Annotated in this window: 7 protein-coding genes; 4 read left to right on the forward strand and 3 right to left on the reverse strand. The window is 39.3% G+C overall.

Annotation, left to right across the window (positions count from 1 at the left end):
* The first annotated feature begins 217 nt into the window (after nt 1-217).
* Entirely contained in the window at nt 218-2,035 is a 1,818-nt protein-coding gene (locus H7U19_RS13575; RefSeq protein WP_186563261.1) for a long-chain-acyl-CoA synthetase, read from the forward strand.
* Nucleotides 2,036-2,281: 246 nt separating this feature from the next.
* Here the strand turns inward: H7U19_RS13575 and H7U19_RS13580 are convergent, their stop codons facing one another.
* Both H7U19_RS13580 and H7U19_RS13585 read right to left on the reverse strand, forming a co-directional pair.
* On the reverse strand, nt 2,282-3,637 hold the full coding sequence (locus H7U19_RS13580) for a UDP-N-acetylmuramate--L-alanine ligase (protein WP_186563262.1): 1,356 nt from the start codon (nt 3,635-3,637) through the stop codon (nt 2,282-2,284).
* A 239-nt stretch (nt 3,638-3,876) separates the two neighbouring features.
* On the reverse strand, nt 3,877-4,827 hold the full coding sequence (locus tag H7U19_RS13585; protein ID WP_186563264.1) for a tetratricopeptide repeat protein: 951 nt from the start codon (nt 4,825-4,827) through the stop codon (nt 3,877-3,879).
* Nucleotides 4,828-5,035: 208 nt separating this feature from the next.
* On the opposite strand from H7U19_RS13585, the gene H7U19_RS13590 reads away from it, so the two are divergent.
* From H7U19_RS13590 to H7U19_RS13600, 3 genes are all read left to right on the forward strand, one after another.
* On the forward strand, nt 5,036-11,149 hold the full coding sequence (locus tag H7U19_RS13590) for an alpha-2-macroglobulin family protein (RefSeq protein WP_186563266.1): 6,114 nt from the start codon (nt 5,036-5,038) through the stop codon (nt 11,147-11,149).
* A gap of 104 nt (nt 11,150-11,253) precedes the next feature.
* Nucleotides 11,254-11,760, forward strand: coding sequence for a hypothetical protein (locus H7U19_RS13595; RefSeq protein ID WP_186563268.1), 507 nt, complete (start codon nt 11,254-11,256; stop codon nt 11,758-11,760).
* Nucleotides 11,757-13,193 (forward strand): M64 family metallopeptidase, encoded by a 1,437-nt coding sequence (locus H7U19_RS13600; protein ID WP_186563270.1) that lies wholly within the window; start codon nt 11,757-11,759, stop codon nt 13,191-13,193. Before H7U19_RS13595 ends, H7U19_RS13600 begins: the two co-directional genes overlap by 4 nt.
* A 1-nt stretch (nt 13,194) precedes the next feature.
* Here H7U19_RS13600 and H7U19_RS13605 read toward each other — a convergent pair whose 3' ends face one another.
* The gene (locus tag H7U19_RS13605; RefSeq protein WP_186563272.1) at nt 13,195-13,920 is read right to left on the reverse strand and encodes an SDR family oxidoreductase; all 726 of its coding nucleotides are present in this window, start codon (nt 13,918-13,920) and stop codon (nt 13,195-13,197) included.
* Nucleotides 13,921-14,002 lie beyond the last annotated feature (82 nt).

Below are 14,002 nucleotides of genomic sequence, written 5' to 3' on the forward strand. Positions count from 1 at the left end.
CGCTTATAAACGCAGGCAAATTTACAAAATTAAAACAGTTAATAAAGAAAACCTTTTTAAACATTTGGAGGGAGGTTATTAACAGTTGTTATTGCAGTAATTATCGAGAAGAAAATTGCTCTTATTAAATATTTCAACTACCTTGAATTCTACAACCTATTTGCTTGAATAAAACAAAACTTAAACTCCTTTCCATTATCAACCAACCAATACAAATATGCCTAAAAAAGACGAAAACAATACCTTAAGCTTCCTTCAGGTTTTTGGGAAAATCGTAAAACTTGTTCCTCAGTTGCCGCGATTTATAAAAAATATCAAAAAAGCCAAAAGCATCACTCCTGAAAGCCTTCAATCGATTGGGAAGATTATTGAATACAACGCCGAAAACCATGGAAGTACCATCGCACTGCAATTTGACAACCAAACCTATACCTATAAGCAGTTCAATGAAATCTCCAATAGATATGCCAATTACCTCCTAGAATTAGGCGTTAAAAACAACGAAACGGTTATTGTCATTTTAGAAAACAGGCCTGAACTTTTGTTCTTAATTACGGCCTGCGCAAAAATCGGAGCCATCATTTCGCTCATCAACCCAAATCAAAAAGGAGAGGTACTTATCCATTCTATCGAGCTTGCGACATCCACCCACTTCTTTGTTGGGGAGGAGTTGATTTCGAATTTTGAAGAAGTGAAATCATCGCTTTCCAATGCTTCAAACCACAAGTATTACTGGATTAGCGATGCCGGATTGAATGATTGCCCAACAGGTTACGTGAATCTAAAAGAGACTTTGGTTAATGCTAATTCAAACAATCCATCAACCACACAAAACATAAAAGCAGGTCAGGTGTATGCCTATGTTTTTACCTCTGGCACCACAGGATTGCCCAAAGCCTCGCGACAAACACATAAAAAATGGCTGTCGGCTTACTATTGGTTTGGCAAGGTGAATATGAACCTCAACCCAAACGATGTGATGTACGTGCCACTACCTTTTTACCACACCAACGCACTTATCGTGGGTTGGTCTATAACACTTTCGGGACCTTGCGCCATGGTGATGCGAAGAAAATTTTCAGTCACTCATTTTTGGAAGGATGTCAGCAAGTATAACGTTAGTGCCTTTATCTACATTGGAGAATTGTGTCGCTATCTCCTGAATGCCCCGGAATCGGATTTGGACAGGGCGCACCTTATTAAAAAAATAATCGGAAATGGGCTGAGGCCGGATATTTGGCATCAGTTTAAAAAGCGATTTAACATAGATGGCGTTTACGAATTGTATGGCGCAGCTGATGGCAATGTTGGGTTTACCAATACTTTGAATTTAGATTGCACAGTTGGGTGGTCGCCTCAAAAATTCAAAATTGTAAAATATGATGTGGAAAATGACGCCACGATTAAAGACCAAAATGGATTCCTCATTCCAGTACAGAAAGGCGAAACCGGACTATTGATTTCCGAAATAAGCGAAGCATTTGTGTTTGACGGCTATGTTAATAAAACGAAAAATGAAGGCAAAATTCTCAGGAACGTATTTAAACAGGGCGACCAATGGTTTAACAGCGGCGACCTGCTTCAGGACATTGGATACAGGCATGCCAGGTTTGTGGATAGAATTGGGGACACCTTCCGGTGGAAAGGTGAAAATGTGGCTACAGCAGAAGTTGAAGGCGTGCTTTGCAACTTGGGATGTGTCGAGATGAGTGCCGTTTATGGGGTGCAAATTCCAAATAATGACGGAAGGGCGGGGATGGCAACTATTTTAAAAGATCAGAATGAACCATTTAATGTAGAGGCAATAGCCGATTACCTATTGAAAAAGTTGCCGAGATATGCCGTTCCAATATTTATAAGGATGAAAGACGAAATGGATTTTACCCATACCCATAAAATCAAAAAATCGGATTTAAAGAAAGAAGGTTTTAATTGTAGTGACACAGTTTATGCGATGCTCCCAAAAAGCAATACTTATGTGCGTTTGGATGATGAGCTTTTAAGTGAGATTAACAAAGGGGCTTATATTTTTTGATTCCATCAACCTCCTCAGAACCCAATTTTTTTGTCATTCCCCGCAGACATTGAGCGTAGACGAAGTGTCATGCGGCATCTGACACGAATGTGTTATTGATATCCTGAATCAAGTTCAGGATTACAGCTATTCAATTATATCTTTCACCTCCCCAAAATTCAAACCGCTTGTCATTCCGCACTTGATGCGGAATCCATTGTTGAATAATTTACAAGATCCTGAATCAAGTTCAGGATGACAATACAGTTAATTGATTAAGCCTTTAACTTCGTCAAAATCCAAACCACCATAATTCCCAGAACTCATCAACAGCAAGGCTTTGTTATTAAAATCTTGGAAAAAGAGAAATTCTTTAAAATCGTCTGGATTGGTGTAAATGATTAAGTCATCTCGTTGAAAAGCATCTGCGATTTGTTGATGGGTAACTTCCTCCAGTTTTTTGATTTCTACGGCGTGCGGCGAATAAAATACCACCGCAACATCGGCGGCATCTAAAGCCCCTTTGTATTCTTTTAAAAATTCTGCATTGAGACTACTATAAGTGTGCAGTTCCAAACAGGCCACCAAAGTTCGGTTGTGGTACTGCTCTTTTACGGCCTTTGTTGTAGCTTCAACTTTGCTAGGCGAATGGGCGAAATCCTTAAAAGCCACACTATTTTTGCCTTCGGCTATTTTTTCAAGGCGCTTGCTGGCACCTTTAAATGTGGAAATGGCTTCATAAAAATCATCCTCGTCCACACCCATGTGCTGACAAATCCATTTGGCGCCGGACAAATTATTGAGGTTATGCTTTCCAAAAATTTCGATGGGTAAGTCTCCCTCAGGGGTTTCCAACAGGGTTTGTCCGTTTTCTACTTTATAAGATGGCGTTTGGTATGGAATTTTCCTAATAGTATTGGTACTGGCTTCCACTACCCGCTTGACTTCTGAGTCTTCTTCATTGTAATTGATACTGCCCCCGTTTACAATGGAATCCACAAAAATGCTAAACTGTTCCACGTAGTTGTCATAAGTGGGAAATACATTAATGTGATCCCAAGCGATGCCACTTATCAGTGCAATATTCGGTTTGTACAAATGGAATTTCGGCCTGCGGTCAATCGGTGAACTTAAATATTCGTCACCTTCCAAAACGATAAAATCGTTATCCTCAGTCAATTTTACCATCACGTCAAAACCTTCCAATTGTGCGCCAACCATATAATCCACATCCCTATCGTGATAATGCATCACATGCAAAATCATAGAGGTAATCGTAGTTTTGCCATGGCTTCCGCCAATTACCACTCGGGTTTTATGTTTGGATTGCTCGTACAAAAATTCGGGATAACTATAAATTTTTAGACCCAATTCCTGAGCTTTGAGCAACTCGGGATTATCCGCCTTAGCATGCATGCCCAATACAACGGCATCCAAATCCTCAGTGATTTTTTCGGGATACCAACCGAATGTTTCGGGGAGCAATCCTTTGGCTTCCAACCGGGATTTTGAGGGTTCAAAAATAGTATCGTCGCTACCAGTTACACGGTATCCTTTATTGTGAAGGGCTAAGGCCAGATTGTGCATGGCTGCACCGCCAATGGCTATAAAATGTACGTTCATGTAGCAAATATCAAACTCTAAGTTTAAAGTTCAAAGTTTAAGGTTCAAAAATGACGGAAGACCGATGACGGAAGACCAAAATCACTGTCTTAAAATTTTCGCGCAAAGGCGCTAAGACGCAAAGTAATCAGGGACTAAAATTGAAATACAAACTCTGCAAATTTAGTTAGACACATTTCATGGAGATAAAAATATACGCTACCAAACTCTTGGCGACTTTGCGCCTTTGCGCGAGATTGCTACAACATCAAAATCTTTTCGCGCTGCACTTTGAACGGCTTTATTTTAGGCAATTCGGCTAAAGCCAAATCTATGTGCTCCAAGGCTTTAGTTTTATTGTTTTTGTAGGTATGTATCTGAGCCAATCGATAATGCGCCCAAGCCTTTGGCACACCGTCCTCAGCTGAATAATTTTTCAGATATACTTTTAGGCAATGCTCCCCTTTTTCCAATTCCACATTGTACTCGGCGGCCACTTTTCCGATTTGATAATGCAAAGCATTCCGCTGATGTTTTTTATGAGCTTCCTGTATGGTTTTAATGGCGTTTTCGGGTTGGTTTTTGTTTTCGTAAAACCGCGTCAGTTTATCAAAACAAGTTAACGATCCGCCCTCACCAATAGCCATTTTATAATACTTTTCGGCAAGTTCAGGTTCGTCATCATACTCGTAAACATAACCTTTGGCGAGATAGCCATCTACCTTCGACAGGTTTCCCAACTCCTCGGCATATTTCAAAGACATACTCTTACTACCTCCAAAAATCGCAGGCAATTGCATGTAAAGTTCCACAAGTGCCCAACGCGCATTGATGTGGGTTTTATCTAATTCGGCTGCCTTTGCAAAAGACGATTTGATATCCCCAATAAAACCAATAGCCATCAACTTGTTTTCCAAGGCCTTCATACCCAAGGCTCCGCCGTACTTATAGTGGTAATTGGCCACATTGGGTTTGGCCTCCACCAGTTTTTCAAACTCGTCCGCAGCATTTTCCCATTGTTCTTGATGGCCGTAAAGGTCACCCAAAAGCTCAATAGCTCTTAAATTTTCGGGGTGTTTGTCCAATTTATTTTTGATAAGGGTTTCTGCGGTTTTGAACTGTTTTTTTTCGAAAAGCGATTCCACCTCATCCAAACTTTGTTGTGATACACACAACAGCGGAAATAATAAAAACAGAACAAATCGCATCATACATTTAGGGGATAGCTACTGCAAAAATAAGGCTTTGAAGCTAGATTTTTAATCGATTAGGATAATCTTAAGATTTAGCATTTAAGTCATCTTGAGATGAACCACTTTAAAGCCAAAATGATTAACTTCACTCATCCAACGGAAGCTTTCACCCAATTATTGTTTTTTGGAACGGCTTTTGAACGTAGTTTGATACAAATTTACAGAGATGAAACATCCCCTTTTTTTACTTATGATGCTATTGTTTTCTATCGTTTCGCAAGCCCAAAGCCCCAACTATAAGGATTTATGGACTCAGGTCGAAAAATTTGAAACCGATGGCCTTCCCAAGTCAGCCTTGAACGTTGTTGAGGATATTGCCCAACTTGCCAAAATAAATGAGAACCATCCTCAGGTGATCAAAACCATGCTCTTCAAAAGTAAATACGCTTTGGTTTTAGAGGAAAATGCCCAATTAAACATTATCCATGATTTTAAAAGTGAAATTGAATCCAGTTCATTCCCTGTTAAAAATATTCTGGAAAGCATTTTGGCTAATCTGTACTGGCAATATTTCCAGCAAAACCGATGGAAATTTTATAACCGCACCAAAACTTCTGAAAAAGTAGATATTGAAGATTTCAGGACATGGGACCTGCAAACACTTTTTGAAGAAATTCATCTGCATTTTCAAAAGTCTTTGGATAATGGTTTGATGCTCCAGCAGGAAGATTTGAAGACATACAACTCATTGTTGCACGAGCAAAAGGATTCAAAAATTTATCGCCCCACATTATTTGATTTCTTATCACATAGTGCCCTTCAATTTTATAAAACGGATGAAACCCATATTACGAAACCCGCATATAAATTTGAAATTGATGACCCCAAGTTTTTAGAGGAGGCTAAAACATTTTCTACTTTGGAAATCAGTTCAAAAGACACCTCTTCATTACAACTGAATGCCCTTAAGATTTATCAAAATTTAATTGGGTTTCATTTGAATGATGAATCACCAGAAGCTTTAGCGACTGTCAATATTGAACGTATAAAATTTGTAAGTCAACATGCCATTTTTAATGATACAGAAGCGCTCTTATTAGAAACCTTAAAATCTGAAAGTATTCGCTTGCAAAGCCATGAAGTTTCGGCACTTTATAATTTTGAAATTGCCTCTGTTTACTACGAGCAAAGCAAAAATTACATACCTCAAAAGAAGGAAGAATATCGTCCCGACAGTTATCGGGAGAAAGCCAAAAATGCCATCGAGATTTGCAATAGCGTTATGGCCAAATTCCCTAAAAGCAAGGGTGCCGACAAATGCAAAATTTTAAAGTCCCAAATCGAACAACATACCATCCAGGTCACTTCGGAATTGGCTTTACCCATCCAAAAAGACGCTCGGGTTTTGGTACGCTATAAAAACTTAAACACCCTTCAATTTAAAGCCTACAAATTATCGGAAAGAGCATTTAAAAAATTTAACAATACCTATCGCCAAGAGGAGCAATGGGATTTTATTCAAAAGTTGGAGGCCACAACATCGTGGGAAAGCCAACTGAAAAATGAGGGCGATTATCAACAGCATACTACTGAGGTGCTACTACCAAAACTGGACAATGGCAGATATCTTTTGGTAGCGACAACCGATAAAGATGGCCCCAACAACTTCGCCTTTGCCCATGTGCAAGTTACCAATATGGCCTTGGCAGAACATGATACCCGCACGCATCAAGTTTTTCAAATTATTGACAGGAATACTGGTGCGCCAATCGCGAACGCAGATATAAAAATGACCTATTATAAAAGTGGCTCGAGAACGGAACATTCCAATAATTACAGCACAAATGAATTGGGTCAAATCAAAATTGGAAAGCACAACGATTGGTATAGAAATGTGAAACTGAAAGTGACCTTTGCCAATGAGGTTGCCTATTTTGGTGATTATTATTTAAACCGTTATTATGAGGACAAAAAGGAAACCGTGTCTTACGAATCCTTTTTGTTTACGGATAGAAGTATATACAGGCCTGGGCAAACTACTTATTTTAAAGGTATTGCGATAAAAACTGAACATGGGAAATCAGAAGTACTTGAAAAAGAAAATCTACTAGTTACCCTTTTTAATGTAAATAGAGAAATTGTTAGTCAGCAAGAATTGACTACTAATGATTTTGGCTCTGTTTCAGGCGAGTTTATCTTACCCAACAATGGCCTTAATGGACAATATAACATTCAAATCCATTCTCCAGGACTGCGTTTAAAAAACAACTATTATTTCTCTGTTGAAGAATACAAACGCCCAAAGTTTGAAACTAAATTTAATCCTATTACAGACACCTTTAAAGTAAATGATTCCATAACGATAAAAGGCAATGCATTAGCCTATGCCGGTAGCAATATTACCGATGCCAAAGTGGTATATCGCGTGCATAGAAAAGTGCAATATCCGCGCTGGTATTTTTGGTACCGCCCTTGGTTTCAAACCGAGCCACAAGAAATTACCCATGGCGAAACCATTACAGATGACAAAGGAGAATTTGAAATCATATTTAAGGCTATCCCAGACCAAAGTGCGGACAGAAGCAGTTTGCCCATTTTTAATTATGAAATCACGGCCGATGTTACCGATTTGAATGGTGAAACCCGAAGCGCAACTATCATAGTAAATGTAGGCTATCATGCGATGACCGCCAATTTGAGTTTGGCCGAACGTTTAGACAAAACCAAAAAAGACCACGAACTGAGCATTGATACCAAAAACCTCAACGGGGAATTTGTGCCAGCAAAAGGTGTGGTGAAAATCTACAAACTGAAAGCCCCTGAAAACGTTTTGAGAAAACGTCCTTGGCCTGCTCCTGATTACCAGACCTTTTCAAAAGAAGAATTTAAGACCTTATTTCCGCACGATGCTTATACCGATGAGCACAACTCCAATAATTGGGAAAAAGGCGATTTGGTTTGGGAAAAATCCTTTGACACCGGGGATTCCAAAACATTGAAATTAGGCAAGATTAAAAAGTGGCAATCGGGCAAATACCTCATCACTTTAGAAAGCAAGGACAAGTTTGGGCAATTGTTAAAAGATGAAACACGAACCATAGTATTTAGCAACGACGATAAAGCCCCTGCCGATAACGAATTGTTTACCATTACTACGGACAAAGCTTCCTATGCCATTGGTGAAACGGCTCAAATAACCATTGGGTCCTCTGCCCAAAATTTGAATGTTACTCTATCCGTGGAAAAGGATAAAAACATTATCCGCACTGAGGTGATCCAACTCAACAACAATAAAAAAATAATTACGATTCCAGTAACGGAAAATGATTTGGGGGGCTTTGTGGTACATTACAGTTTTGCTGTTTTTAATAGTTACCAATCGGGTACACAAACTATAAATGTGCCCTATCCAAAAACGGATTTAGAAATTGAAACACTGACGTTTCGTAATAAATTACAACCGGGCACCGATGAAACTTGGTCATTTAAAATTAAGGGACCACAAGGCGATAAGGTAAGTGCAGAGTTGTTGGCCAGTATGTATGACGCGTCATTGGATCAATTTAAACCACATCAATGGCAGTTTAGGCCTATTGATCAACCTAACTATTATGCCTTTAGTAGTAACAATGCGAACCGTAGTTTTGGCACAGGGAATTTTAGGGTGTACCAAGATAGGTTTCGCCTGAATTATAAGCATCAAGGCTATGATCAATGGAATTGGTTTGGGTTTTATTTTGGGAATGGTGGTATAGCTCGATTTAAGGCATCGAGACAATATGCCAGAGTCGCAAGTGTTCCAGGAGTTCAAGTTGAATCAAATATAGTTGAAGAAGAAGTGATTACACCTATGACGGTAGCCGATGAAACCGATTTAGAGGAAAGTGTGGTTGTTGGTTATGGCGTTAAACAAAAAGAGGCCGTCAATACTGGAGCCACAATCAAAACAGAAACACCAAACTTCGACAACATCAAAATCCGTAAAAACCTTCAGGAAACAGCCTTTTTCTTTCCGCAACTGCAAACCGATAAAGAGGGCAACGTGAGTTTCAGCTTCACCACTCCTGAAGCTTTGACCCAATGGAAATTACAACTATTGGCACACACCAAAACCTTGGAAAGTGCTACAAAAAGCTTAACCGCAGTCACCCAAAAGGAGTTGATGGTTATGCCCAACGCCCCACGGTTTTTGCGTGAAGGCGATCAAATTACGATTAGCACAAAAATTGCAAACCTTTCGGATAAACAATTGTCAGGGCAAGCAAAACTGATTTTGATTGACGCTATTTCAGGTGAGAATATAACACACCAGTTGCTCAGTCCTCCCCCTTCGGGGGAGTTAGAGGGGGCTTCCTTTTCAGTTGAAGCATCTGGGAATACTCAGGTTTCTTGGAAACTCAGTATTCCCGATAATGTACAGGCAGTCCAATATAAAATCCTAGCCAAAGCAGACGACTTTAGTGATGGCGAACAAAATGCGTTGCCCGTGCTCTCCAATAGGATGTTGGTTACTGAAACTTTACCAATGTGGGTAAAAAGCAATGAAACGCGAACCTTCACTTTGGATAAATTGAAAACCAATACTTCCTCCTCCTTAAAGCACCATAAGCTGACTTTGGAAATGACTTCCAACCCAGCATGGTATGCCGTACAGGCCCTGCCCTATTTAATGGAATATCCACACGACTGTAACGAGCAAACTTTTTCTAGATATTATGCCAATGCCTTGGCGAGCCATATAGCGAATTCCAATCCAAGGATTCAGGAGGTTTTTGACCAATGGAGAAACTCGGATGCTCTCATTTCAAATTTGGAAAAAAATCAGGAATTGAAATCCATTTTGATCCAAGAAACTCCTTGGCTTCGGGATGCACAAAGTGAAACGGAGCAGAAAAAACGTATCGCCCTTTTATTCGATTTGAATAAAATGAATAATGAACTGCAATCGGCTTTGAACAAATTGAAAGCCAATCAAATGCCTTCAGGAGCTTGGGCTTGGTTTAAAGGTGGACGTGAGAACCGCTACATCACGCAACATATTATTGCGGGATTTGGACACCTAGAAAAACTCAATGTCATTTCGACAGAGCGAGGTACAAGCGACGAGAAATCTCATCAAAAGATGATAAAAAACGCTTTAAAATACTTAGACCAAGAATTCATCCAAGAATACAAAGACATCCGAAAATACAATGCAAAAATCGATTTAAACATAGACCACTTGAGCCATACGCAATTGCATTACCTCTATATGCGAAGCTTTTTCACTGATATTAAAATATCCAAAGACGTTGAAGATACCATGGCCTATTACCAAAAGCAAATACAAAAGTATTGGCTTAAACGACCATTATACTCCAAGGGGATGATGGCGCTAGTATCAAATCGAAATGAGGACACAAAAACGGCTTCCAAAATTTTAAAATCATTAAAGGAAACTAGTATCACCTCTGAGGAATTGGGGATGTATTGGAAAAACAACACCAACTCCTGGCACTGGTACCAAGCCCCAATTGAAACCCAAGCCTTGATGATTGAAGCCTTTTCGGAAATTGAAAATGACATCGAAATCATCGATAACCTAAAAATCTGGTTACTCAAAAACAAACAAACCAATCGATGGAAAACCACAAAGGCGACCACAGAAGCTGTCTATGCCTTATTACTTCAAGGCAGTGATTGGCTAAGTGTTACAGATATGGTGGATGTAGTTTTAGGCGGTCAGCAAGTTTCACCTTCAAAATTAGAAAATGTAAAAGTTGAAGCTGGTACGGGGTATTATAAAACATCTTGGGAAGCCTCAGAAATCACTCCAGAGATGGGCGAAGTCAAAATCTCCAAAAAAGGAAATGGTATAGCCTGGGGCGGTTTGTATTGGCAGTATTTTGAAGATTTAGACAAGATTTCTTCTGCTGAAACACCTTTAAGTTTGAAGAAAAAATTATTCCTAAAAACGAATACCGATACTGGTGAGGAAATTTCAGAAATAACAGAAAACACAACATTGAAAGTTGGGGATTTGATACGTGTTCGTATTGTACTAAAAAGTGACAGAGCTATGGAATTTCTTCATATGAAAGACATGCGTGCCACTGGTTTAGAACCTATCAATGTACTTTCCCAATACAAATGGCAAGATGGTTTGGGTTACTACGAAAGCACAAAGGACGCTTCCACTAATTTCTTTTTTGACTATTTGCCCAAAGGCGTTTATGTGTTTGAATATGATTTACGGGTGAACAATTCAGGCAACATGAGCAACGGCATTACAACCATTCAAAGTATGTATGCCCCAGAATTCAGTAGCCATAGTGAGGGGGTTAGAATTGAAGTGGAGTAATGGCTTTTTGTCCTTTGAGGAACCGAAACTAAATCTACTCCAACAGCTCTTTTTTTATTTTATTAACTTTGTGTTTCATTTTTAAGTTGCTTATTTAAAGAGACATGTATTACGGACGCCCCAAAACCATTAATACGGCCAAGCCATTGATAATGCTTTGGGTTGCATTCTTATTGTCGTCCTGTAGCCCCAAAATCAAATCTTCAGCAAATGCAAATACCACAAAAGAACAACCTCCTCAACTCATTTTTTTGAATTATAGTATTGCCCAAAATTCAAACGGGATAAAAACTGTCAAACTCCTTAGTTCTAAAAAAGTAGAAGGCAAAATTAAAGGCGGGAAGTTTAAAAACAATATAACCCAAAACGATTTAATTTGTTATCAACTTAAGAATAAATCCTCCGTGATATCCAAAATTGTTATTGAAGATCCACTGCATAAACGTGTGGAATACCTTGACGAATCTCGAAGTTTTAAAGTTGCCCAAATTGAGTCGGATAGCGCGTACTTTTCCATAAGGTTGCAATTAAACCCTGAGACAAGGTATATTGCCATAGGAGATAATACTTCCGAAAACTATTTTTTACTTTCTAAAGTGAAGCCCCTATGAAGCGGTATCTACTTTTTTTAGTTTTCCTGTTCAGTTTGAATTTGATTTCGGCACAGGTTTTTGATGTGGAAACCTTAAAATTTTCGGGACCAAAAGATAAGCGCATTAATTTAGTTATTTTAAGTGAAGGTTACCAAACTAGTGAACTCAACCAGTTCATAACAGATGCCGCAAGAGTCAGCAACGACATGTTTATGGAATCTCCCTTTTCAGAATATGCGGATTACTTTAACGTTTTTGCCATAAAAGTGCCCTCCACCGAAAGTGGGGCAGACCACCCAGGCACCAGCACAGAGCCTTTGGAATCTACCATTTCGCCAATAGTTCCCATACAAACCGTGGATACCTATTTTAATGCCACCTATGATTCCTTTGGGTTCCATAGATTATTATATTACGAAATTGATGACGCCAATGCGAACAATACGGAGGCCAAAATAATGATGGTTTTGGCTGACAACCTACCGGAATACGATGCCGTTGTACTTCTTGTGAATTCTGATGAGTATGGCGGTAGCGGGGGAAATTTTGCTATGAGTTACTCGGGATTTTATGCGCCCGATGTAGCCATGCACGAAATGGCGCATTCTCTGTTCTCATTAATAGACGAATATTTTCCTATAGATGAAACCTTAGCGGTTGAAGGTATCAACATGACACAAGAAACTGACCCGAACTTGGTTAAATGGAAAAATTGGATAGGCATAGACGGTGTTGGGATATATCAACACGAGGACGATGATGGCAACCCCAAGCCCTGGTACAGGCCACACCAAAGTTGTAAAATGAGAAGGGTAGATTGGGATTTTTGTGCAGTCTGTAAAGAAGGAATGATTGAAAAAATTCATGATTTGGTCTCGCCAATTGAATCTTTTACTCCAAACAACACTACAGTGAACAATCCATCGTTGCCTTTGGACATTCAGCTTAATTTAATAAAACCAATTCCTAATACCTTAAAAAGCGAATGGACTTTAAACGGATCAAACTTCGCGAATGATGTTGATGATATTTCCTTGACTTCATCAGATTTAGTGGAAGGCAATAATACATTAACAGCTGTTGTCCATGACGATTCGCCTTTACTAAAAGTGGACAACCACTCTACCTCCTCACATGTTTATACGGTAACCTGGGCTATCAATTATTCTTCTTTGAGCCTAGAAGACATTCAAAGCAAAACGAATAATTATAGCATCTTGCTTTACCCCAATCCGGTTGCCGACATTTTGAATGTAAAGATAGAAAGCAATACACCTGCAGACTTAAAAGTTAATATTCTAAGTTTCGATGGTAAAAATATTAAGGAATTTAGGCTATCAAGTGGCGTCCATCAAAGGATAAATATCGATCAATTGAGCCAAGGGATTTACCTGATTAATTTTTATGCGAACAACGCATTAATCGACAGCAAAAAATTTGTAAAACAATAATCTATTTTGAAGGTGGCGAAGTTGGCCTCACCTCAATTTTACTTGGTAATGTTCGGGGATGCATCTCCAATAAATCCACTACCAATTTCCCGATGTCCTCAATTTGAATTTTCCAGGCATCCTTTTCGGCAGGTTCGTTTCCATTGAAATAAGTAGATACTGATCCGGGCATTATTGTGCTCACTTTCACACCCTTTTGTCGCAAATCCAGCATGACAGCTTGCGTAAACCCGGTAACCCCAAATTTGCTGGCGTTGTAGGCTGAACCCCCAGCAAAAAAGTTGGTACCCGCCAAACTTGAAATCGTAATAAAATAACCTTGGGATTGTTTTAAGGCCTCCACCCCTGCTTTAATAGAATAAAAAACTCCCGTTAGGTTGGTATCAATCACTTCGTTCCAGTCCTGAACAGACAAATCCTCGATACTTCCAAAACGCCCCAAACCGGCATTAGCAATCAAAACATCCAGTTTACCGAAATGCTCCAAAACGCTGGAAACGGCCTCCTGCTGACTTTCAAAATCCCGAACATCGGCTTTAATTCCGATAGCCTTTGCGCCTGAAGCACTATCTTTATTTAATTGGTTTGAAGCTTCGTTGGCAGATGCCTCAGTACGACTGGTTATCGCTACATTTACCCCTTTTTTCATAAGTGCCTCGGCTATACCGTGACCTATTCCTTTTGAACCTCCGGTGATCAATGCAACCTTATTTTGAATGGAATTCATAGTTTATTGCTTTAGAAGTAAAGCTACGAAACAAATTGAAAATAAATCTAATTAAAAGACAATGAGTATTGTTGAATTTGAG

Source organism: Hyunsoonleella aquatilis (genome assembly GCF_014270105.1).
GTDB lineage: Bacteria > Bacteroidota > Bacteroidia > Flavobacteriales > Flavobacteriaceae > Jejuia > Jejuia aquatilis.

Coding starts and splice junctions, on each gene's coding strand:
- H7U19_RS13575 (WP_186563261.1), top strand. CDS start 218: ATGCCTAAAAAAGACGAAAACAATACCTTAAGCTTCCTTCAGGTTTTT.
- H7U19_RS13580 (WP_186563262.1), bottom strand. CDS start 3,637: ATGAACGTACATTTTATAGCCATTGGCGGTGCAGCCATGCACAATCTG.
- H7U19_RS13585 (WP_186563264.1), bottom strand. CDS start 4,827: ATGATGCGATTTGTTCTGTTTTTATTATTTCCGCTGTTGTGTGTATCA.
- H7U19_RS13590 (WP_186563266.1), top strand. CDS start 5,036: ATGAAACATCCCCTTTTTTTACTTATGATGCTATTGTTTTCTATCGTT.
- H7U19_RS13595 (WP_186563268.1), top strand. CDS start 11,254: ATGTATTACGGACGCCCCAAAACCATTAATACGGCCAAGCCATTGATA.
- H7U19_RS13600 (WP_186563270.1), top strand. CDS start 11,757: ATGAAGCGGTATCTACTTTTTTTAGTTTTCCTGTTCAGTTTGAATTTG.
- H7U19_RS13605 (WP_186563272.1), bottom strand. CDS start 13,920: ATGAATTCCATTCAAAATAAGGTTGCATTGATCACCGGAGGTTCAAAA.